The sequence below is a fragment of the Rhodopseudomonas boonkerdii genome (assembly GCF_021184025.1).
Taxonomy (GTDB): Bacteria; Pseudomonadota; Alphaproteobacteria; order Rhizobiales; family Xanthobacteraceae; genus Tardiphaga; species Tardiphaga boonkerdii.
On the sequence record NZ_CP036537.1, the window covers coordinates 4698380 to 4721728 of the forward strand.

Annotated in this window: 18 protein-coding genes; 7 read left to right on the top strand and 11 right to left on the bottom strand. The window is 60.8% G+C overall.

The window, feature by feature from the left end:
- The first annotated feature begins 15 nt into the window (after positions 1 to 15).
- Complete coding sequence (locus E0H22_RS21590; protein WP_233023016.1) at positions 16 to 1398, top strand: leucyl aminopeptidase family protein; 1383 nt, start codon at positions 16 to 18, stop codon at positions 1396 to 1398.
- On the top strand, positions 1391 to 2233 hold the full coding sequence (locus tag E0H22_RS21595) for a C40 family peptidase (protein ID WP_233023017.1): 843 nt from the start codon (positions 1391 to 1393) through the stop codon (positions 2231 to 2233). Before E0H22_RS21590 ends, E0H22_RS21595 begins: the two co-directional genes overlap by 8 nt.
- Here E0H22_RS21595 and E0H22_RS21600 read toward each other — a convergent pair.
- The 7 genes from E0H22_RS21600 to E0H22_RS21630 form a co-directional block, all read right to left on the bottom strand.
- On the bottom strand, positions 2217 to 2864 hold the full coding sequence (locus tag E0H22_RS21600; protein ID WP_233023018.1) for an NUDIX domain-containing protein: 648 nt from the start codon (positions 2862 to 2864) through the stop codon (positions 2217 to 2219). The two genes, E0H22_RS21595 and E0H22_RS21600, sit on opposite strands and share 17 nt — an antisense overlap.
- 4 nt (positions 2865 to 2868) lie before the next feature.
- Positions 2869 to 4506, bottom strand: a complete 1638-nt coding sequence (locus E0H22_RS21605; RefSeq protein ID WP_233023019.1) for an ABC transporter ATP-binding protein — start codon at positions 4504 to 4506, stop codon at positions 2869 to 2871.
- Positions 4507 to 4515: 9 nt separating this feature from the next.
- Positions 4516 to 5694: an ABC transporter permease gene (locus E0H22_RS21610; RefSeq protein WP_233023020.1), complete on the bottom strand. Its 1179-nt coding sequence runs from the start codon at positions 5692 to 5694 to the stop codon at positions 4516 to 4518.
- Positions 5694 to 6803: a microcin C ABC transporter permease YejB gene (locus tag E0H22_RS21615; RefSeq protein WP_233023021.1), complete on the bottom strand. Its 1110-nt coding sequence runs from the start codon at positions 6801 to 6803 to the stop codon at positions 5694 to 5696. The genes E0H22_RS21610 and E0H22_RS21615 overlap by 1 nt, the downstream gene beginning before the upstream one ends.
- Position 6804: 1 nt before the next feature.
- On the bottom strand, positions 6805 to 8664 hold the full coding sequence (locus tag E0H22_RS21620) for an extracellular solute-binding protein (protein WP_233023022.1): 1860 nt from the start codon (positions 8662 to 8664) through the stop codon (positions 6805 to 6807).
- Positions 8665 to 8678: 14 nt separating this feature from the next.
- Positions 8679 to 10580, bottom strand: a complete 1902-nt coding sequence (locus E0H22_RS21625) for an extracellular solute-binding protein (protein WP_233023023.1) — start codon at positions 10578 to 10580, stop codon at positions 8679 to 8681.
- Between the two features lie 228 nt (positions 10581 to 10808).
- On the bottom strand, positions 10809 to 11360 hold the full coding sequence (locus E0H22_RS21630; RefSeq protein ID WP_233023024.1) for a c-type cytochrome: 552 nt from the start codon (positions 11358 to 11360) through the stop codon (positions 10809 to 10811).
- Between the two features lie 246 nt (positions 11361 to 11606).
- Between E0H22_RS21630 and E0H22_RS21635 the strand changes: the two genes are divergently transcribed.
- Together E0H22_RS21635 and E0H22_RS21640 are read left to right on the top strand one after the other, a co-directional pair.
- Positions 11607 to 12347, top strand: a complete 741-nt coding sequence (locus E0H22_RS21635; protein ID WP_233023025.1) for a 3-deoxy-manno-octulosonate cytidylyltransferase — start codon at positions 11607 to 11609, stop codon at positions 12345 to 12347.
- Positions 12348 to 12368: 21 nt separating this feature from the next.
- Positions 12369 to 13244, top strand: a complete 876-nt coding sequence (locus E0H22_RS21640) for a prephenate dehydratase (protein WP_233023026.1) — start codon at positions 12369 to 12371, stop codon at positions 13242 to 13244.
- A 48-nt stretch (positions 13245 to 13292) separates the two neighbouring features.
- On the opposite strand, the gene E0H22_RS21645 is transcribed toward E0H22_RS21640, so the two are convergent.
- Positions 13293 to 13700: a YciI family protein gene (locus E0H22_RS21645; RefSeq protein WP_233023027.1), complete on the bottom strand. Its 408-nt coding sequence runs from the start codon at positions 13698 to 13700 to the stop codon at positions 13293 to 13295.
- Positions 13701 to 13782: 82 nt separating this feature from the next.
- The gene (locus tag E0H22_RS21650) at positions 13783 to 14799 is read right to left on the bottom strand and encodes an LLM class flavin-dependent oxidoreductase (RefSeq protein ID WP_233023028.1); all 1017 of its coding nucleotides are present in this window, start codon (positions 14797 to 14799) and stop codon (positions 13783 to 13785) included.
- 404 nt (positions 14800 to 15203) lie between these two features.
- On the opposite strand from E0H22_RS21650, the gene metF reads away from it, so the two are divergent.
- Both metF and metH read left to right on the top strand, forming a co-directional pair.
- Positions 15204 to 16100 (top strand): methylenetetrahydrofolate reductase [NAD(P)H], encoded by an 897-nt coding sequence (gene metF / locus E0H22_RS21655; protein ID WP_233023029.1) that lies wholly within the window; start codon positions 15204 to 15206, stop codon positions 16098 to 16100.
- Positions 16101 to 16102: 2 nt separating this feature from the next.
- Positions 16103 to 19981, top strand: a complete 3879-nt coding sequence (gene metH / locus E0H22_RS21660) for a methionine synthase (RefSeq protein WP_233023030.1) — start codon at positions 16103 to 16105, stop codon at positions 19979 to 19981.
- Positions 19982 to 20110: 129 nt separating this feature from the next.
- Here metH and E0H22_RS21665 read toward each other — a convergent pair whose 3' ends face one another.
- Complete coding sequence (locus tag E0H22_RS21665; RefSeq protein ID WP_233023031.1) at positions 20111 to 21091, bottom strand: magnesium transporter CorA family protein; 981 nt, start codon at positions 21089 to 21091, stop codon at positions 20111 to 20113.
- 421 nt (positions 21092 to 21512) lie between these two features.
- Here E0H22_RS21665 and E0H22_RS21670 point away from each other — a divergent pair, with 421 nt between their 5' ends.
- Positions 21513 to 22196 (top strand): L,D-transpeptidase, encoded by a 684-nt coding sequence (locus E0H22_RS21670; protein WP_233023032.1) that lies wholly within the window; start codon positions 21513 to 21515, stop codon positions 22194 to 22196.
- A gap of 59 nt (positions 22197 to 22255) precedes the next feature.
- On the opposite strand, the gene E0H22_RS21675 is transcribed toward E0H22_RS21670, so the two are convergent.
- Positions 22256 to 23284: an extensin family protein gene (locus E0H22_RS21675; protein ID WP_233026475.1), complete on the bottom strand. Its 1029-nt coding sequence runs from the start codon at positions 23282 to 23284 to the stop codon at positions 22256 to 22258.
- Positions 23285 to 23349: the final 65 nt, after the last annotated feature.

Genomic DNA, 23349 nt, shown 5'->3' on the forward strand with positions numbered 1-23349 from the left:
GCTGCGAGCCTCGCCATGCACTCTACCCTCGACTTATCCCCTATCACACCGGCGATCCCGATCACCTTCGTGACCAAGAGCACCTGGCCGGAGATCGCAGCGACGCTGCCCGCACCGGCAAGGGCGTTCGCCACGGCCAGTGGCTTTTCCAGCAAGCCTGGCGTGTGGCTGGCGCTCCCCGATAGCGAGGGCGCTATTGCGCAGGTGCTGTTCGGGCTCGAGGACAAGGATGCCAAGCATCACGACCTGTTCCGCGCCGGTGTGCTACCAAACGTTTTGCCTCCCGGCACCTATCGTTTTGCCAACGCCCCCCACGACACGCGTCTTGCCGTGCTCGCTTTCATGCTGGGCACCTATCGCTTCGGCCGCTATCGCGCGAATGAAGCGCCGAAGGTGAAACTGGTGCCGCCCGGCGGCATCGACATCGCCGAGGTCAGTCGCATCGCGGAAGCCGCCGCCCTGGCACGCGATCTGATCAATACGCCGTCCAACGACATGGGGCCAGCAGAACTAGCAAAGGTGGCAGAGGAGCTCGCCACACGATTCGGCGCCAGCTTCAACTGCATCACCGGCGATGATCTCGCCGCGCGAAATTTTCCACTGATTCATACCGTCGGCATGGCCTCGCCCCGCGCACCGCGTCTGATCGATTTTTCCTGGGGCAATCCGGCTCACCCGAAGGTGACGCTGGTTGGCAAGGGTGTCTGCTTCGACACCGGCGGGCTCGATCTCAAGCCGTCCTCCAGCATGTTGATCATGAAGAAGGACATGGGCGGCGCAGCCAATGTGCTCGCGCTCGCACTGATGATCATGGACGCCAAGCTCAAGGTACGCCTGCGCGTTCTGATTCCTGCGGTCGAAAATGCGGTCGCCGGCAATGCTTTCCGCCCGCTCGATATCTTTAAATCGCGCAAGGGACCGACAGTCGAGATCGGCAATACCGATGCCGAAGGGCGCCTCGTGCTCGCCGACGCGCTTGCACTGGCCGACGAGGAAGAGCCGGAGCTGCTTATCGATCTCGGCACCCTCACCGGCGCCGCGCGGGTTGCATTAGGCCCGGAACTGCCGCCATTCTACACAAATGACGAAGAGCTTGCTCTCGAGGTGGCGCGTGCTGCAAAAGAGCAGAACGATCCGTTGTGGCGATTGCCGCTTTGGGCCCCGTACGACGCGTGGCTCGATTCGAAGGTCGCCAATATCAACAACGCGCCATCCGGGGGCTTTGCCGGCTCAATCACCTGCGCGTTGTTTCTGCAGCGTTTCGTTGAATCCGCCAGGAGCTGGCTGCATGTGGACATCTATGGCTGGACGCCCTCGGCGAAGCCCGCACGCCCCGAAGGGGGCGAATGCCAGGCGGCCCGCGCAATCTATGCGCTGCTGATTCAGCGCTATGGATAAGCGCCTCACCCCTGCACGACCCGATGTTGCCGCCAAGTATCTTGAAGGCAAAGTTGAAGCCGCACGCTTCGTCACCGGCGAGGAATTCGAGATCACCGACGGCGCAACTGCGATGCGACGCGATCCTTTCGCTGGCGCAATGCTCGATACGCAGGCGCTGCGCGGCGAGCGCGTTACGATCTACGACCGCAACGACGAAGGCTGGGCCTGGGGCCAGCTCAATTCGGACGGCTATGTCGGCTGGATTTCAGACCTAGCACTTTATCCTCCGGGTCCGGCACCCACCCATAAGGTAACGGCCTTACGCACCTTCGCCTTTCCCGGTCCATCGATCAAAATCCCGCCGATGGACACGCTGCCGCTCGGCGCGCGACTTTCCATCGCGAGAATGACTGATGCCTTTGCCATCGCCAGCAACGGTCATCACATCCCGAAGCAGCATGTCGCCGAACTCGGCTTCATCGAACCGGATTTCGTCGCTGTTGCCGAACGCTTTGTCGGAACGCCATATCTTTGGGGCGGAAAAACCAGCCTCGGCATCGACTGCTCGGGTCTCGTGCAAATGGCGCTGACCGCCGCTGGCACCGGCTGTCCGCGCGACAGCGACATGCAGGAAAGCGGTCTCGGCCGTGCCTTATCCCCGGCTGAGAGCCAAACACTCAAGCGCGGCGATCTCATCTTTTGGCAAGGCCATGTCGCTATCGTTCGCGATGCCCATACCATCGTGCACGCCAACGCGCATCACATGATGACGGCGATCGAGGATACACGAGGTGCCATCGCACGGATCGCTGCAGCCGGTAGCTCGATTACGAGCATCAAACGGCTGGATTAGCCGCTTGCTCGAAATAATCCTGTAGGCGATCCCGGTGCAGCGCCAGCCATTGCAGGGCGCTGATCATCAAACCGTTGAAAACTTGCGCCTGCTCGAGGGCCGCGATGGCTGCATCGATCGTCACGATAAACGGGCGCGTATCTTCGTGTTCGTCGGCAAGGCCACCGCGCTGTGGCACTTTGCTGCTATCGATGAACCCCAGAAAGAACGTCACGAGTTCATCGGTGATCCCCGGTGTCGGCAATACGCTGTAGAGTTCGATCAGTCGGTCCGGCACGATGCCGATCTCCTCACGGCATTCCCGCGCGGCTGCCGCGACGGCCCTCTCGTCACCATCGATACGCCCCGCGACGATTTCGACCATCTCGCCATGCCCGGTGGCGAGATGCGCCGGCAGGCGGAACTGGCGCAGCAGCACGATTTCGCCACGACCGAGATCGACGGGCAGAACGGCGGCGACGCGACCGGCGCGCAGCACGTCACGTTGCTGACGCAAAGTCTCGTCATGGTCACGAATGATCGCAATGTCATAGCGCTCGTAAGGCAGATAGCCCTTCGCAATCGTGACCGATGGCGACACCGCGACATCCATGACGCGATCCGCAATACCATCCTTGTTATCGGTAGACATGGTGCTATTGCGCCACTGCACCGCCCGGCACCGCCTCGATGCGGAAGGCAGCGGCGAACAACGCGCGGGTATAGTCGGACTTCGGATTCTTGAACAGCTCGACAGCGGGGCCCTCTTCCACCACCCTGCCATGACGCATCACGATCAGATGGCTCGCCAGCGAGGCGACCACGCGGAGATCGTGGGAGATGAACATATAAGTGAGATCGCGCTTGCGCTGCAGCTCGCGCAAGAGATCGACCATCTGCGCCTGGAACAGCATATCGAGCGCACTGGTCGGCTCGTCGAGCACCACGAAGCTCGGCTCAAGCACCACGGCACGTGCGATCGAGATCCGCTGGCGCTGGCCGCCCGAGAACTCGTGCGGGTAGCGGAATCGCGTGGCCGGATCGAGACCGACATCCTGCAGCGCCTTGACGACGCGCGCTTCGCGCTCATCCTCGGAGAGCGCGCGCTGATGTACGCTGAGTCCCTCGGCAACGATGTCACCAACGGACATGCGTGGGCTGAGTGCGCCAAAAGGGTCCTGGAACACGATCTGCATGTCACGGCGGAAAGGGCGCATCTGCTTGAACTGCAGGCCCTGGATATCCTTGCCAAGAAACACGATCGGCCCCTGCGACGAGATCAGACGCAGCAATGCGAGTCCGAGCGTCGTCTTTCCCGAGCCCGATTCGCCGACGACGCCTAACGTCTCGCCCTGGCGAATTCTGACGCTGACACCATCGACGGCCTTCACATGTCCAATAGTCTTGCGCAGCAGCCCCCGCTTGATGGGAAACCAGACCTTGAGGTCATCGGTGGATATCACCACCGGCGCATCCGGCTGCGGCGGCGCAGGGTCGGGCTTCGGTTCGGCTGCGAGCAGCGCCTTGGTGTAGGGATGCTGCGGCGAGGTGAAGACCTGCTCCACAGGCCCCTGCTCGACGATCTCGCCGTTCTTCATCACGCAAACCCGCTCGGCGATACGCCGGACGATACCGAGATCGTGAGTGATGAACAGCAGGCTCATGCCGAGTCGCCGGCGAATGTCGGCGAGCAGCGCAAGAATCTGCGCTTGCACGGTGACGTCAAGCGCCGTGGTGGGCTCATCGGCGATCAACAGATCCGGTTCGTTGGCGAGTGCCATTGCGATCATCACGCGCTGGCGCTGGCCGCCCGAGAGCTGATGCGGATAGCTGCCGAGCCGCGTCTCCGGATCGGGAATCCCGACCTGTGTCAACAGTTCGAGGACGCGCGCGCGGGCTGCGGTGCCACGCATGCCGTTATGCAGCTGCAAAATCTCGCCGATCTGCGCACCGATGGTGTGCAGCGGGTTAAGCGAGGTCATCGGCTCCTGGAAGATGATCGAGATGTCATTGCCGCGGATGGCCCGGATGTCGGTCTCGGACATCCCGAGCAGATCGTGCCCCTTGAACCGGATCGCACCCGATGGATGCGAGGCCATCGGATAGGGCAGCAGCTTCAGCACCGACAGCGCGCTGACCGATTTACCCGAACCGGACTCGCCAACGAGCGCGACGCATTCACCGCGCTTGATGTCGAACGAGACCTTATTAACAGCAACCGATGTGTCGCCACCCTGATGGAAGGTAACCGAGAGATCACGCACGTCGAGCAAGGGCTGGTTGATGGCATCCATATCTCAGCCCTACCTGAACGTCTTACGCGGATCGAAAGCATCGCGCACCGCTTCGCCGATGAAGATCAGCAGCGACAGCATGATCGCCACCGCAAAGAAGCCGGTGAAACCGAGCCAGGGCGCCTGTACATTGGCCTTGCCCTGCGACAGCAGCTCCCCGAGCGACGGCGAGCCAGGCGGCAGACCGAAGCCGAGGAAATCGAGCGCCGTCAGCGTCATCACTGAAGACGACACGATGAAGGGCAGGAATGTCATGGTGGCGACCATGGCATTGGGCAGCAGGTGTCTCACCATGATACTGCGATTGGAGACGCCCAGCGCCCGTGCCGCAGTGACATACTCAAAATTACGCCCGCGCAGGAATTCGGCGCGAACCAGACCGACCAGCGAGACCCACGAGAAAAGCAGGAGAATACCGAGCAGCACGAAGAATCCAGGCACCAGCACCGCCGACAGGATCAACAGCAGATAGAGCGATGGAATCGAACTCCAGATCTCGATGAAGCGTTGGAAAGCGAGATCGACCCAGCCGCCGAAATAGCCCTGCACGCCACCGGCGGCGACGCCGATGATGGAGGACAGGATCGTCAGTGTGAGTCCGAACAGCACGGAGATGCGGAAGCCATAGATCAGGCGCGCAACGACATCGCGGCCCTGATCGTCAGTACCCAGCCAGTTGTATTCGAGATCGCGGCAGCCCTTGAGCCCCTTCTTCTCGACCACTGGCTTGCATTGCTCTTCGGTGAGCATCCAGGTCGGTTTCGACGGCGCCGGGGTCGGCAGGTCGAGATTATGGGTGTCATAGGAATAGCGGATTGGCGGCCAATATATGCTGCCGCCCTTCTCGGCGATCAGCTTCTGCAGGAATGGATCGCGATAATCCGCGGCGGTTTCGAAATCGCCACCAAAGGTGGTTTCTGAATAGGTGACGATTGAGGGGAAATACAGTTTGCCATCGAATTTGATCAGGAACGGTCGATCATTGGCGATCACTTCCGCAAATAGCGAAATGACGAACAGAAGCGAGAAGATCCAGAGCGACCAATAACCACGCCGGTTGGCTTTGAAATTTTGCCAGCGACGCCTGTTGAGCGGCGACAGGCCCAGCGAACGACGCGACGGTGGCACGGCCCCGCCGAGTGGCGTCTGCGTAGTGGTTTCGACAGGCATGGGAGCTGTGACGGTCATCAGACTTCCCGCACCTCGAAATCGATCCGCGGATCGACCCACATATAGGCCAGATCGGAGATCAGGCCGACGATCAATCCCAGCAGTGAGAAGATGAATAGCGTGCCGAACACCACGGGATAGTCGCGGTTGAGCACGCTCTCGAAGCCGAGCAAGCCGAGACCGTCGAGTGAAAAGATCGTCTCGATCAGCAAGGCACCGGAGAAGAATGCACCGATGAAGGCGCCTGGAAAGCCGGCGATGACGATCAGCATGGCGTTGCGGAAAACGTGACCATAGAGCACCTGCCGCTCGGTGCACCCCTTGGCTCGGGCGGTCATTACATACTGCTTGCGGATTTCATCAAGGAACGAGTTCTTGGTCAGCAATGTCGTGGTGGCGAAAGCGCTGAGCCCCATCGCAACCAGCGGCAGCGTAATGTGCCAGAAATAGTCAATGATCTTCCAGTACCACGGAAACTGGCTCCAGCCGTCCGAAGTCAGCCCGCGCAGCGGAAAGAGGCTCCAGAACGAACCGCCGGCGAACAGGATGATCAACAGAATCGCGAACAGAAAGCCTGGAATCGCAAAGCCGATAATGATCACAGCCGAGGTCCAGGTGTCGAATCTCGATCCGTCCGCAACAGCCTTGCGGATGCCGAGCGGTATCGAGATCAGATAACTGATCAGCATCATCCAGATGCCGAGCGACATCGAGACCGGCAGCTTTTCCTTGATCAGTTGCACTACCGATGTATCGCGAAAATAACTCTTGCCGAAATCGAAGCGCGCGTAATTCCAGACCATCAGCAGAAAACGTTCCGGCGCCGGCTTGTCGAATCCGAACTGCTTTTCAAGATTCTTGATGAAGGCAGGATCGAGCCCCTGCGCGCCGCGATACTTCGAATTCACGGCATCCGCACCCGCCCCGGGTTGGGCACGGCTGCCGAAATCGCCGCCCGATGAAGAACCGGATGCGCGCGACGCTCCTGTATCCGCGCCGCTCATCTGCGCAATGACACGCTCGACAGGACCGCCGGGCGCGAACTGCACCACGACGAAGGACACCAGCAGGATGCCCAGCAGCGTGGGAAACATCAGCAACACCCGGCGTGCGATATATGCGGTCATCTTATTTCGCCTGCTCGGTCGCCGTCTTGTCGGCTGCGGCCCACCAGAGATCGGGCGCAACCGTATCGAGATATTTCGGCAATTGCGCGGGATGACCGAACACATCCCAATAGGCCAGCCGATGTTTGTTCGAATACCATTGCGGCACCCAGTAGCGACCGGCACGAATGACGCGATCGAGCGCACGTGCAGCGAAAACGAGCTTGGCGCGGCTCTCCGCAGCAATCACCTGCTCGATCAGCGCATCGACCACGGGGTCGGCAATGCCTGACAGATTCTTCGACCCCTTGGTGGCGGCAGCCTGAGATGTGAAGAACGGACGGAGCGAATCTCCGGGTACGGTCGAAAAGCCGAAACGCTCGATCGTCATGTCAAAATCGAAATCGTTACGCCGGGCCTGCTCCTGCACGGGATCGACGAGACGTAGATTCGCTTCAATGCCGAGAGTGCCGAGATTCTTGATATACGGCATGTGATGCGCCTGGAAGTTCGGCTCGTCGAGCAAGAACTCAATCTTGAACGGTTCGCCTTGCGCGGTCATGCGCTTGCCGTTCTTCATCACGCAGCCAGCTTCGTTGAGCAACTGGATCGCCTTGCGCAGCAGCGTACGATCTTGCCCTGAACCGTCGGACACCGGCGGCATATAGGGGTGATCGAACACCTCGGCCGGCACCTTGCCGCGGAACGGTTCGAGCAGGGCCAGCTCTTCCGGCGAAGGAGCGCCCACCGCCATCAGATCGGAGTTCTGAAATGGCGAGACCGTGCGTTCGTAGGAACCATACATGACGGTTTTATTGGTCCACTCGAAATCGAACGCGTTGCCCAGCGCCTCGCGCACGCGCGAATCCTGAAACTTCGCCCGGCGTGTATTAATAAACCAACCCTGCGCACCGGATGGCCGGTCATCCGGAATAATCTCCTGCTTGACGCGCCCTTCCTTGATAGCCGGAAAGTCGTAACGCGTGCTCCAGATGCGCGAGGTGAATTCCTCACGGAACAGATAGTTGCGCCCCGTGAAGCCCTCGAAAGCGACATCGCGGTCACGATAGAAATCAAACCGGACAGTATCGAAATTATAGTGACCGCGGCACACTGGAAGATCCGCGCCCCACCAGTCCTTCACACGGTTGAATTCGATGAAGCGACCGACCTCAAAGCGCCCGACCTTGTAAGGCCCGCTACCGAGCGGCGTATCCAGTGTCGATTCGTCGAACTCCCGCTTCGCATAATAAGCCTTTGAGAAGATCGGCAGCCCAGCCACGAACAGCGGTACGTCACGGCCACGTCTTTCGGCAAATGTCACCACCAGCGTGGCATCGTCGGACGCTTCCGCCTTCACAACGTCGCGCATCTGCTGGGTGATGATGGGATGGCCTTTGGCCTTGAGCGTGGTCAGCGACCAGGCTGCGTCGTGGGCAGTGAGCTTGCTGCCATCATGGAAACGCGCTTCCGGACGCATGGTGAAACGATACACAAGACCATCCGCAGAAATCTGCACGGACTTCACCGCGAGACCATACATCGCATCGGGCTCATCGGCGGCGCGGACCATGAGCGTCGTGAATGTGAGCCCCATCCCCTGCGCACCGTCCCCCTTCAGCACATAGGCGTTCAGCGAATTGAAGGTCTGGAATGACTGATTGAAAGCCTTCACCGATGGGATGGTCGAAAACGTCCCGCCCTTCGGCGCCTTCACATTCGCATAGTCGAAATGCGGAAAGTCGGCGGGATATTTCAGATCGCCGAAAGCAGACATGCCATGCGCTTCGCTGCTGCCCTGCGCGAGCGCCGGGCTGAAGCGCGATGCTGCGATGGCGCCGAGGCCGAGACCGAGTACGTGCCGACGATTGAGCTGCGCCATGCGCGACAGCCTCCTCAAGAGCGCCCGCCGGTCTTCGCCGCCTTTTCCGCATCCCACCACCAGATCGAAGGAAAGCCGGACTGACCATATTTCGGCGGTTCGGGTGGCCGCCCAAAGCGATCCCAACGCGCGGTGCGAACCTTGTTGTAAGTGAACTGCGGAACGACGAAGTGATTCCAAAGCAGGACACGGTCCAGCGCCTTGGTCGCAGCCACGAGATCGGCGCGGTCCTTGGTAAAGATCACGCGTTCGATCAGCTTATCGACGGCCGGATCCTTGATGCCGACAACGTTGCGCGAACCGGGCACGTCTGCAGCCTTCGAGCCCCAGAAATCCCTCTGCTCGTTGCCTGGCGACAGCGATTCCGGCCACAAAGCCACAACGATATCGAAATCCCAGCTTCGCTGCCTGTTTTCATACTGAGTCGCATCGATGGTGCGCACGGTGACGCCGATGCCGAGCCGTTCCAGCGATGGCTTGAAAAACAGCGCGATGCGCTCAGAGCTCGGATCGTCTCCGAGCAACTCGATCTCGAACGGCGCACCGGTGCTGGCATTGACGAGCCTACGATCGCGAATCTCGTAGCCGGCAGCCTTCAACAACTGTGTCGCTTCGCGCAGATTTGCTCGCACATTCTCGGCGTTGCCGCCGACCGGATTGGTGTAAGGCTTGGTGAAAACCTCGGGGGGCACCTCGGCGCGCACCGCCTCCAGGATTTCGAGCTCCCTGCCCTCGGGCAGGCCGGAAGACGCCAGTTCGGTGCCTTCGAAATAACTCGCAATGCGCTTGTACTGGCCGAAGAAGATCTGCTTGTTCATCTCCTCAAAATCGAAGGCGTAGTTCAGCGCGCGGCGAACGCGCGCATCCTTGAACTTGTCGCGACGGATATTCATCGCAAAGGCCTGCATGACACCCGAGGAACGATTGGTGAATTCTTCGAGGATCACGCGCTTTTCGGTGGCGGCCGGGAAATCATAGGCGGTTGCCCAGTTCTTCGCGCTGTTCTCGGTGCGCCAGTCAACCTGATCGCCCTTGAACGCTTCGAGCGCGACCGTACCGTCACGGAAATACTCGTAGCGGATCTCATCGAAATTGTACTTGCCGACATTCACGGCCAGCTTTGCGCCCCAATAGTCCTTCACGCGCTCGACGACGACATTGCGTCCCGGCGCGAAGTCCTTGATACGATAGGCTGCGCTTCCAAGCGGCAATTCGAGCGTCGTGCTGCCGATATCGCGCTTCTGCCCGGAGGCGTTGGTGCCCTCCCACCAATGCTTCGGCAGCACCGTGAGCTGACCGACGATCTGCGGCAGTTCACGATTGCCGGGCCCGTCGAACGTGAATTTCACGTCGCGATCGCCGACCTTCTCGGCCTTCACCACATGGCTGTAGTAAGCGGAATATTGCGGCGAGTACTTTTTGAACGAGTCGAGCGAGAAGATCACGTCTTCAGGCGTGACGGGTTTGCCGTCGTGCCATTTCGCCTCGGCGCGCAAGCGATAGGTCACCCACGAATAATCCTCGGGATGACTGACGGCTTCGGCGAGCAGACCATATTCGGTCGAGACTTCGTCGAGCGAGGGTGTCGTCAGGGACTCGTAGATCAGGCCGACCGCGCCGGCAATGTTGCCCTTCACGCCAGCCACCGCGATGTTGAAATTATCGAAGGTGCCGAGTGCGATCTGACGCACGGTGCCGCCCTTCGGCGCGTCCGGGTTGACGTAGTCGAAACGCTTGAAGTTTGCCGGATACTTGATCTCCCCGAACAACGACAGTGCGTGCCGCCATTCCGCTCCACCCGCAGCGGGCTGCGCTCGCGCAACTCCGGTCACCGGGAGACTGCCGACCCCGCCAAGCACAGGCGTCAGGGCGGCGAAAGCGGAGGTCTTCAGAAGACGGCGTCGGGAGATTGTCAAAGTGCTGAATCCTGTGAACCGGGAGCAAGTAGAACGGTCATATGAGGCGAGGGTTCGACCGATTATGCCGGCTTTTCCGCAAGATACCACCCGTCGCGCCAGTTGCATCCTAAGCCTTTGCGGCCAAACGTCCCGCTTAAGCTTTGGTAATGCGGAAACGACGACGGCCGGGCTTTTGGCCCGGCCGTCGATCGAACATAAAATGTGACGAAAACGCGTTATGCGCGGCTATTTCGCCGCCGTCGGCAGCGGCACCGGCGTATCGGCCAGCGTCGCCAGATAGGCGATCAGGTCGGCCCGCTCGCTGTCCTTCTGGATACCGGCAAAGCCCATGGCGGTGCCGGGCACGGTGCCCTTCGGATTGGCGATGAACTTGTTCAGCTCCTCAAAGCTCCAGCTGCCGCCCTTGGCCTTCATGGCCGCAGAGAAGTTGAAGCCGTTACGGCCCTGGCCGATATGGTCGTTGATGACGCCATAGAGGTTCGGACCGACGCGGTTCGGACCGCCCTTTTCGAAGGTGTGGCAGGAAGCGCACTTCTTGGCAGCCGTCTGGCCCTTCTCCACCGAGGCGGTCTGCAACAGTTTCTCAATCGGCTCGGAGGGCGCAGCCGCTGCCTTGGCACCGCCGCCGGCAGCCTCTTCCTTCACGGCGATATCGTAGCCGGGCTTTTCCAAATGCTTCGGCGTGAAAACGGCCTGGGCGGCAAAATTCGTCGCCATCAGCACAAGGCAGGTGCCGAGAATGGCTCCCATGATCTTGTTAAGTTCGAAAGAGTCCATATTCGGTAAGCCCCACGCCCGTTTTAGGTCATTGGAAGGCCGCTCCCACGGCCTCGACGCGCCCATGAATCACGTCTACAGGCCCAGTCAGCCTGCCCAGTCGAGATAACGGTTTGCCCTGGTTCTGGCAACCCGTATAAACGCCGCGCCGCCGGGCTTGCCTTTGATCTGCATCATGGTTTTCCAGGCCCGACAGACGGAATTCGAGCCAATTTTGCCAAGCTTCAGTTACCAAACCGAACTGCCATGACCGATGCCCGCACCCTGGTGCTCATTCCCGCCCGGATGGCCGCGACGCGCCTGCCCGGCAAGCCCCTGCTCGACATCGCGGGCCTCCCCATGATCGTGCACGTCGCGCGCCGCGCCAGCGAGGCTGCCATCGGCCGCGTGGCCGTCGCCACGGATACACCGGAGATCGCTGCGACCGTGACGGCGCACGGCTTCGAAGCTGTCATGACCTCCCCGGACCACCCGTCGGGCTCGGACCGGATCTTCGAGGCGCTGGGGAAGCTCGATCCGGCAGGAACCGTACAGACCATCGTTAATGTGCAGGGCGATCTGCCCACCATTCCACCTGGCGACATTGCTGCGGCCGTGCGCGTGCTGGACGATCCCAAGGTCGATATCGCCACGCTGGCTGCCGAAATCCGGAAGGACGGGGAACACACCAATCCCAATGTGGTGAAGCTGATCGGCTCGCCCATCGGTCCGAGCCGGCTGCATGCGCTGTATTTCACCCGCGCCACCGCGCCTTATGGCGAGGGCCCGCGCTATCATCACATCGGGCTCTATGCCTATCGCCGCGCGGCGCTGAAAGGCTTCGTCAAGCTCGCGCCCTCGACCCTGGAGCGGCGCGAAAAGCTCGAACAATTGCGTGCCCTTGAGGCCGGCATGCGGATCGATGCGGCCATCGTGGACTCCGTCCCGCTCGGCGTCGATACCCCCGAAGACCTCGAAACCGCTCGCCAGCTGCTGGCAAACCACTGACCGGCTGATACAAGGTCCGCCATGACCATTTCCCAGAAACAGATCACGAAAGTCGCCTTCCAGGGCGAACCCGGCGCGAATTCCCACATCGCCCTCGTGGAGGCCTTTCCGCAGGCCGAACCGTTACCGTGTCCGACCTTCGAGGATGCGCTGGCCGCCATCGCCTCTGGCGAAGCCGATCTTGGCATGATCCCGATCGAGAATTCGATCGCCGGCCGTGTCGCCGACATCCATCATCTGCTGCCGGCATCCGGCCTGCATATCGTGGGCGAATGGTTTATCCCGATCCATCACCAGCTGATGGCGCCGCGCGGCGCCAAGATCGAGGACATAAAGACCATCGAAAGCCACGTCCATGCGCTCGGCCAGTGCCGACGACTGATCCGCAAGCTGGGCGTGAAATCCGTCGTCGCCGCCGATACGGCGGGCTCGGCCCGTATCGTCGCTGAACGCGGCGACAAGAGCTGCGCTTCGCTGGCCCCCCGTCTTGCCGCGGAAATCTACGGCCTCGATATCCTGGCCGAGGACGTCGAGGACGAGAGCCACAACACCACGCGCTTCGTGATCCTGTCGAAGGACTCGCAGTGGGCGGCGCAAGACTCGGGTCCGTCGCTGATCACTTCATTTGTGTTCCGGGTGCGCAACCTGCCCGCCGCGCTCTACAAGGCCCTCGGCGGATTCGCGACCAACGGTGTCAACATGACCAAGCTGGAAAGCTACATGGTCGATGGCGAGTTCTTCGCCACGCAGTTCTATGCGGATGTCGATGGTCATCCCGACGACCGCAACCTCGCTTACGCGCTCGAAGAGCTGAAGTTTTTCTCACGCGAATTCCGGATTGTGGGCGTCTATCCCGCGCATCCGTTCCGCGCGACCTTTGGCGAGCCAACGAGTTGAGGCGCGTAGCCCGGTTTGGCTATGCGCCATCCGGGCTGCGTTCCGCCTTCACGAGATTCCTCTCACATGATCTGCCAGGCTGTGCGTCGCTTCCTTGGGTGCGCCCGGCAGGAATAACTGCACCGGACGGATCTCATATACGGCCGTCGGATTCACCCGACGCAAATTGCGCGCGACTGCAATGGCATCTTCGCGCGTCGCACATTCGACGACATAAAAGCCAAGCAACTGTTCCTTGGTCTCGGCGAATGGCCCATCGATAACCACGCCCGCACCAGGCCCACGCAGCGTGAACGCCCCCTTGGTGCCGCCGAGCCGCGCCGCAGGACCCATCGTGCCGTCGCCCGTCAGCTTGTCGTGGATCTCGTGCAGATCGGCCATGACGGCCGTGTCCTGTTCGGCCGTCCAGGACACGACGACATTTTCGACGTGATAGGCCAGAATTGCATAGAGCATGAATTATCCTCTTTTTTGGTGGCGCCGCCTCAAGGACGATTACTGCCAGGGGATTCCGACATCATCCTATGAAAATGTCCGCTCAGGATGCAGCCTTCCCCAATTGAAACGCGTCGGACAGCAAGCTGTAAGACCGTTTCCGCGCTTCATGATCATACATGGCGGTCACCACCATCAGCTCATCCGCCTGACACTGCACGATCAACGGCTGCAGCTTTTCCCTTACCGTTGCCGGGCTTCCGACGAACAGCCGCGACCGGTTGCGTGCGATCTTCACCTTCTCGGCGTCGCTATACGGATAGGCGAGCGCCTCCTCGACACTCGGCAACGGCGCATATTCGCCGCGGTCACGACGCAGGCGATTGAGATCGGCGGACGACGCCAGCCGGTCGGCTTCCTCATCGGTCTCGGCGCAGATCACGGCCACCGCGAGAATCGCCTGCGGGGCCTGCAGCCAGGTCGAACTCTGGAAGCGGGCCCGGTAATGCACCATCGCATCGGCGGCATCGTGGGACGCAAAATGGTGGGCAAAGGCGAAGCCCATCCCGACCTGTGCGGCGAGATCGGAGCTGAAATCGCTGGAGCCGAGCAGCCAGATGGGCGGCAGCGACACGTCATTCGGCATGGCCACAACGTTGTTGTACGGATGCCCTTCCGGAAACCGCCGCGTCTCCCACAACAGCAACTCGCTAAGCCGTTCGAGAAAATCATCGCCTTCGCGGCCGGCCATCCGGTTACGCAGCGCATAAGCGGTCGCGCCATCGGTGCCTGGCGCGCGGCCGAGACCGAGATCGATGCGGCCGGGAAACAACGCCTCCAGCATCCTGAAGCGCTCAGCCACCATCAGCGGCGCGTGGTTCGGCAGCATCACGCCGCCGGAACCGACGCGAATCCGCGACGTCGCTGCCGCGATCTGGCCGATCATGATTTCCGGCGCGGGGCTAGCAACGGAAGCGAGATTGTGATGCTCGGCCAGCCAGTAGCGGACATAACCGAGTCCGTCCGCATGTTTGGCGAGGTCGATGCTGTTGCGCAGCGCCTGCGACGGCGGCGTGCCTGTGGTGACGACCGACAGGTCGAGAATGGACAATGGAATCATGCCGAGAGGCTAGTGCCTCCGGATGGGACAGCAAGCACAGCCAGTTCGGCTGAAGATCGCATCGGTCGGACCTGCTTATTGGGCCGAATTTGAACAATTTTCATTGTCTAGCACAAATGCCCACGGAAATTTTTCGAACACTTCGGCAGCGCTCTTATTATTTATCTTTTAAAATCAAATATATAATTATAATTCTACCGATCATCTCAGAGTTCAAGTCTGCCCACCAGACTGATATCGAAAGGGAATTGTCTGACTTAATACGATTAATTGGGCCAATTCCCACCAAATATCAAGCGTTGATGGGCTATTTTGTCGGGAGACCTTCGCTTATTTTGTGCAACGCAACCAAACAGCCCGACGCCCAACAACCGGTGCCGCCCGATGCGGCGGTGGAGTTCGAGATGACCGAGACGACCCCGGCCACCCCCAACCTTCCGAACATCTCCTTCGAGTTCTTCCCGCCGAAGACCGAGGAGATGGACCGTACCTTGTGGGAGACCATCGAACGGCTCGCCCCCCTCTCCCCGTCTTTCGTTTCGGTGACCTATGGCGCCGGCGGCTCGACCCGGGAGCGTACCCACGCCACCATTGTCCGCCTATTGAGGGAAACAAACCTAACGCCAGCCGCGCATCTGACCTGCGTGGGAGCGCCAAAAAGCGAAATCGACGATGTCGTGTCCCGCTATCACGAGGCCGGCGTTCGCCACATCGTGGCGCTGCGCGGCGATCCGACCACCGGCATCGGCACCCGATATGTGGCCCATCCGGATGGCTACAAGACGTCTGCCGATCTCGTCGCGAGCATCCGCAAGCGCTATCCCGATATCGACGTCACCGTTTCTGCCTATCCCGAGAAACATCCGGAGAGCGCGGACTTCGATGCTGATATCGATGTCCTGAAGGCCAAGGTCGATGCCGGCGCGACGCGCGCCATTACCCAGGTGTTCTTCGATAACGACCTGTATTTCCGCTATCTCGACAAGGTGCGCGCCCGCGGCATCGGGATTCCGGTGCTGCCCGGTATCATGCCGATGCACAATTTCAAGCAGGCGAAATCCTTCGTCACGCGCGCGGGCACCACCGTGCCGGATTGGCTGGCCGCAAAATTCGACGGCCTCGACGACGATGCCGAAACCCGCAAGCTGGTCGCTGCGACTGTCGTGGCCGGCCAGGTGCAGAAGCTCGCCAAGGCCGGCGTCAACGACTTCCACTTTTACACCATGAACCGCGCCGATCTGGTCTTCGCGATCAGTCATCTCCTCGGCTTCCGTCCGAATGGCGCGCGCAAGGCTGCTTAATCATGTCAGTGCCCGTTTCTTCCAAGCGAATCGAACTTTTCAAGGCCGCAAGCGAACGTATCCTCGTGCTCGACGGCGCCATGGGCACCGTGATCCAGGGTCTTCAGTTCGATGAAGCCGCGTTCCGCAGCGAGCGCTTCAAGAACTTTCATCGCGACGTCAAAGGCAACAATGACCTGCTGATCCTGACCCAGCCCGAGGCGATCGAAAACATTCACGCGGACTATCTGCGCGCCGGCGCTGACATCGTCGCCACCAACACCTTCTCCTCGACCTCCATCGCGCAGGCCGATTACGACATGGCCGATCTCGCCTATGAGATGAGCCGTGACGGCGCGCGCCTGGCCAAGAACGCCGCCATCAAGGTGACTGCCGAGGACGGCAAGCCGCGCTTCGTCGCCGGCGCCATCGGCCCGACCAACCGCACCGCTTCGATCTCACCTGATGTTGCCAATCCCGGCTATCGCGCCGTGACCTTCGACGATCTGCGCGTCGCCTATAGCGAGCAGATCAACGGCCTGCTCGACGGCGGCGCCGACCTCCTGCTGGTCGAAACCATCTTCGACACGCTGAATGCCAAGGCCGCGCTTTATGCCATTGCGGAAATCTGCGAGGCGCGCGGCATCGATGTGCCTGTGATGATCTCCGGCACCATCACCGACAAATCCGGCCGTCTGCTGTCGGGCCAGATGCCGGAAGCGTTCTGGAATTCGGTGAAGCATGCCAAACCCGCCACCATCGGCTTCAACTGCGCGCTTGGCGCGGAAGACCTGCGCGCACATATCGCCGATATCGGCCGTGTCGCCGACACGCTCGTCTGCGCCTATCCCAATGCCGGCCTGCCCAATGAATTCGGCCAGTATGACGAGACGCCGGAATATATGGCGAAGCTCGTCGGCGAGTTCGCATCCAGCGGCCTCGTCAATATCGTCGGCGGCTGCTGCGGCACCACGCCGGCACATATCGCCGCCATCGCCAAGGCGGTTGCGCCGCATAGGCCACGCGTAATCCCGACCATCGAGCCGCGCCTGCGCCTGTCCGGCCTCGAACCATTTGAATTGACCTCGACGATCCCGTTTGTGAACGTGGGCGAGCGCACCAATGTCACCGGTTCGGCGAAATTCCGCCGCCTGATCACCGAAGGCGATTATGCTTCGGCGCTGCAGGTGGCGCGCGATCAGGTCGAAAACGGCGCGCAGGTCATCGATATCAACATGGACGAGGGCCTGCTCGATTCAGAGAAGGCGATGATCGAGTTCCTCAATCTCGTCGCCTCCGAGCCCGACATCGCGCGCGTGCCGGTCATGGTGGACTCGTCGAAGTTCAATGTGATCGAGGCCGGCCTGAAATGCATCCAGGGCAAGGCGATCGTCAATTCAATCTCCATGAAGGAAGGCGTCGAGAAGTTCATTCACGAAGCGAAGATCGCGCAGCGCCATGGCGCCGCGGTCGTCGTCATGGCCTTCGACGAAGTCGGTCAGGCCGACACCTTCGAGCGCAAGATCGAGATCTGCAAGCGCGCCTATGACATTCTCGTCGGCGAGCTGAACTTCCCGCCGGAAGACATCATCTTCGACCCCAATATTTTCGCCATCGCGACGGGCCTCGAAGAGCACAACAATTACGGCGTCGATTTTATCGAGGCGACGCGCTGGATCCGGACGAACCTGCCGCATGCGCATATTTCCGGCGGCGTTTCCAACCTCTCCTTCTCGTTTCGCGGCAATGAGCCGGTGCGCGAGGCAATGCATTCGGTGTTCCTGTATCACGCCATCAAGGCGGGCATGGACATGGGCATCGTCAATGCCGGCCAGATGATCGTTTATGACGACATCGATCCCGAGCTGCGCCAGGTCTGCGAGGACACAATCCTCAACCGCGATCCCGGCGCCTCCGAACGCCTGCTCGAACTTGCCGAGAAATTCCGCGGCCAGACCAAGCAGGTCAAGGAGCAGGACCTCTCCTGGCGCGAATGGCCGGTGGAGAAGCGGCTGTCGCACGCGCTCGTTCACGGCATCACGCAGTATATCGACGAGGACACCGAAGCCGCGCGGCTCACTGTCGAGCGGCCGCTGCATGTCATCGAAGGCCCGCTGATGGATGGCATGAACATCGTTGGTGACCTGTTCGGCGACGGCAAGATGTTCCTGCCGCAGGTGGTGAAGTCCGCCCGCGTGATGAAACAGGCCGTCGCGTATCTGATGCCGTTCATGGAGCAAGAAAAGGCCGACAATCTCGCCAAGGGCGTCGGCAGCGAAGGCGGACGTTCGTCCGCCGGCAAGATCGTGCTCGCCACCGTGAAGGGCGACGTCCACGACATCGGCAAGAACATTGTCGGCATCGTGCTCCAGTGCAACAATTTCGAGGTCGTCGATCTCGGCGTCATGGTTCCGGCATCGAAGATCATCGAGACTGCCAAGGCCGAAGACGCCGACATTATCGGCCTCTCGGGCCTGATCACGCCGTCGCTGGACGAGATGACCTTCCTTGCGGGCGAGATGGAGCGGCAGGGCTTGAAAATGCCGCTGTTGATCGGCGGCGCGACAACGAGCCGCGTCCATACGGCTGTGAAGATCGACCCGAACTACAAGGCCGGCGCCGTCGTGCATGTGAACGACGCCAGCCGTGCAGTCGGTGTCGCCTCCTCACTGCTGTCGGCAGAAAAGGGCGAGGAATATGCGGCGGGCATTCGCGCGGATTATGCGAAGATTTCCGCCGCGCATTTCAAGGCGCAGCAGGACAAGAAGCGCCTGACCCTGGCGGCGGCGCGCGGCAATGCGCATGTGGCTGATTTCAGCAAAACCGTGCGCAAGCCGACCTTCCTGGGCATCAAGACTTTCAGCGATTACTCGCTGGAAGAACTCGCGGGCTATATCGACTGGACGCCATTCTTCCAGACCTGGGAACTGGCCGGACGTTTCCCGGGCATCCTGACCGACAGCGTCGTCGGCGAGGTCGCGACCTCGCTCTATAACGATGCGCAGAAGATGCTGAAGCAGATCGTGGACGAGAAGTGGTTCACCGCCAAGGCGACCGTCGGCTTCTGGCCCGCCAATGCCGTCGGCGACGATATTCGTCTTTATGCCGATGACAGCCGTAGCGCCGAGATCGCAACACTGCACACGCTGCGCCAGCAGCTCGAAAAGCGCGAAGGCCGCTCCAACGCCGCGTTGTCCGATTTCATCGCACCAAAGGAAACGGGCGTTGCCGACTATATCGGCGCCTTCGTCGTCACTGCGGGGATCGGCGAAGACATCATCGCCGATCGCTTCAAGAACGCCAATGACGACTATTCCTCGATCTTGTGCAAGGCGCTGGCCGACCGTCTCGCCGAAGCCTTTGCCGAGCGCATGCACGAACGCGTGCGCAAGGAGTTCTGGGCCTATGCGTCGGACGAGGACATCTCGACCGACGACCTGATCCTGGAGAAGTATCAGGGCATCCGTCCTGCCCCCGGCTATCCCGCACAGCCCGATCACACAGAGAAGGCAACGATCTTCAGGCTACTCGATGCGGAGAATACCGCAGGCGTGAAGCTGACAGAGAGCTATGCGATGTGGCCTGGCTCGTCGGTATCAGGCCTCTATTTCAGCCATCCCGAGAGCTATTATTTCGGCGTCGGCAAGATCGAGCGCGATCAGGTCGAGGATTACGCCGCGCGCAAGGGCATGGATATCGCCGCCGTCGAACGCTGGCTGGCGCCGATCCTGAACTACATTCCAGGCTCCGGCGCCCTCGCACGGGAAAAAGATGCCGCCGACAAGTTCGCAGCGCAAACGCCGGCCAATGACGAAACTTCCGCCGATCCCGCCACGCATCCGCCAGGCTGCAACTGCGCAGTGCACCTGATGTATCGCGGCAAGGCTGTCGGAGCGAAGTAAACGAAAGGGCGGATGAGCCCCCGGGTCGCGCGAAGCGCGCCCGATGATAAATTCCGCGTCATCCGCCCTTCTTCGCTACACGCACGCGGCCGGCGGATTACGCCTCCGGCTCATCCGCCCTACGGCACGTCACAGCCACTTCTTCCACTTGAAGAAGAAATACGGCACCACCGCTGCGAAGAACATCATCAGGATCGCCATCGGATAGCCGTGGTCCCAATTGAGCTCCGGCATGATCTTGAAATTCATGCCATAGACCGACGCGATCAGCGTCGGCGGCATCAGGACGACGGCCATCACTGAGAACAGCTTGATGATGTTGTTTTGTTCCAGATTGACCACACCGAGCATGGCGTCGAGCGTGAAAGTGATCTTGCTCGACAGGTAGGAGGCATGGTCGGTGAGCGAGACCACGTCGCGCTGCATGGTCTTGAGCTGGGCGCGCATGTCTTTCGACCATTTCACGCCGTCCGCCTCGGCGGTCACAAAGGTGACGAGACGGCCGATGGAGACCAGGCTTTCACGCACTTTCGAGGTCAGGTCGCCCTTGCGGCCGATGGCGATGAGGATCTCGGAATAGCGTTTCGCGTGACCGGTGCGCTGCGATTCATCCGGCTCGAAAATATCGTGGCTGACCTGATCGATATCGGCGCCGACCCGTTCCAGAATATCTGCGCAGCGGTCGATCACAGCATCAAGCAATTCGAGCAGCACCGTTTCACCATTGGCGTTGGCCGGGGCGTTGCGGCCCAGCTTCAGTTCCACCGAATTGAACGGTTTCGGCGCGTCATAGCGCACCGTAACCAGACGTTGACGGGTGAGGATGAAGGTGACGGCGGTGACACGCGGGTTCTCGCTGTCGGAACCGCACATCAAGCTGGCGGTCATGTAGCGGGCACCGTTCTCGATATAAAGACGGCTGGAGATTTCAATCTCCTGCATGTCCTCGCGGGTCGGTATTTCCACGCCGGCCAGCTTCTCCACTGCCTTGTCTTCGCCGGGCGATGGCTTCACCATGTCGATCCACACGGCATTGTCCGGCAAACTCGACAGATCGGTCGGCACGGATTTCCGAAGGGCGTGATCGACAGGGGTGAAGACAGCCAGCATGGCAACTCCGCGATGGTTGAAGATGCAAAAATCAAGGGAACCGCTGCGCGGGCGGCTCGGACCGAATCGGTGGGAGGGCAAAAATGCCCGAGACGGATGCCGCCCTCATGACAGCCTTCTTGCACCGCGCCAACCCCATAGATGCGTGAAAGTCACGAACCATCCGGCTGCCGGGGCACCCTAACATGTGATTTGCCAATCACAGCTTCGGGAGAAGCCGTGAAGATATGTAAAACCTTGCCCGACGCTGAGAAATTTCTGCGGCAAATATGACACAGGTCGCAACCGCATGCTGCAGCGCGTATCTGGCCGCTGGAATCACCGGAAAATTCAGCGATACTGGGCTTAACGGAATCGTGGCGTTTAGGGGCCTATTTTGAGGACGTAACATGCGTCCGGGCCTAGCAGCTGGAACAAGGTTATGTCTCTCAAGATTCGACTGGGTTTGATCGTCGCCGCCGGCATCATGCTGTCTGGCTGCATGCAAACCACCGCCATGTATCAGCCGGCACCGGAATCGACCCTGAAGCCGAATGACAAGGCCCAGCTCGCCAAGGCGAAATATGCCAAGGTGACCCCGCCGGAGCCATTCCGCCGCGCGATCGTCGATTTCCATCGCAAAGAGCTACCTGGCTCGATCGTGGTCGATTCCGACAATCACTATCTCTATTTCGTGCAGGACGGCGGCAAAGCGATCCGCTATGGCGTGACCGTGGGCGAAGAAGCTCTCGCGTTCTCGGGCGTGGCCCGCGTCGGCAACATGGCCGAATGGCCGAAATGGACCCCGACGGCCGACATCCACAAACGTATCGAGGGGCTGCCGGCCTCGGTGCCCGGCGGTGTGGACAACCCGCTCGGCGCGCGAGCGCTTTATCTCTATCAGGGCAACAAGGACACGCTATTCCGTATCCACGGCACCAATCAGCCGGAGTATATCGGCGCGTCGATCTCGTCCGGCTGCATCCGCATGACCAATGAGGACGTGATCGATCTCTACAGCCGTGTGAAGCCGGGTGCCCTGGTCGTCGTGCTGGAGCCGAAGGCCGGCGACTCGCCGTATAATTCGAAGCTGGCCCTGCAGGGTGGCGGCGGTACGCCCTACTAAGCTTCTTACATTCCGATCAGAAAAAGCGCCGGCGACCCCGGCGCTTTTTTCGTAATGGGCTAATGCAAATCGAGCGGAAAAGGCGCCTGCGCACGTTGCTTGCGCGGCTTTTTGGCTTTGGCCGTCGATTGCTGCCCGGGTTTGGCTTTCAGTTGTTCCGATTTTGCCTCTTCGGCCTGCTGCGCCTTCTCCAGCTCGGCCTGAGCTTCCGACTGCGCCGGCGCAGGCTGCGCGCCGGGCCGGTCTTCAGGCGCAGACTGCCTGCCTTCCGCGGTTTCCCGTTGCGGTGCCTCGGCCGGACGGGGAGCCGGCATCAAAGGCGCGATCAGCGGCCACGGATCCCAGACATCCCATTGGCAGATGCGATAGCCGCCGCGGCGTTCGGCAAGATCGAAATGGATGTGATCTTCATGAAAGCCGTCCGATCCTGGCCCAAGCACGGTAGGAAAGCGCGTGCAAAGTGACAGAAGCACCTTTTCGCGCAACACACGCGGCGTATTGCGTTCGGTCAGCGCGATGGTCTGGCCATTGGCGAGCTTCAGCCCGCGAACGTCCAGCGCATTCGCCCGGCCATGCTCGGACAGTTTGGCGCCCTGCACACGGTTCCGGCCACGGCAGCTGAAGGAGTCGAAATTATCGATTTCGAGCAGTTTCGTGTTGAGGCTGCCGGCCAGCGGCGCCATGTCCGTGCGCACCCAGTCGGCCACCGCCGCGGCCATACTGCAGCGCATGGTGGCGGCGGGCTTGAGCGGTACCCTCGTCTTGTCCAGCAGCACGATCGCTTCCAGACGAACCAAATCGGGACCGCCACAGGCGCCCGGGCCGTTGATATCCGGAATGCTCGGCGCGATTGCGATGTCCTCACCCAACGCCAGCCGGCAAGCCGACGGCGGCGGCGGTTTGGGAGATTTCTGCTCCGTCGACTTTTGATCGGCCGCCTCGTTCTCAGGCTGCGCAGGCGGGACACCGGATTGACCGGAGTCTTTCATGGAGCTTTCCGGCTCGATCTGCTGCATTTCGGCGGGACGTGGCTTCGGCAGCGGGACGCGGGTTGTCAGATAGGCCTGTGCCGGCATTGCCGAAATCATGAGCAGCACCAGCACCGCTCCAATTGTCGTTTGGTCGCAGCGGGATAGACCAAAAGTCGATTTTC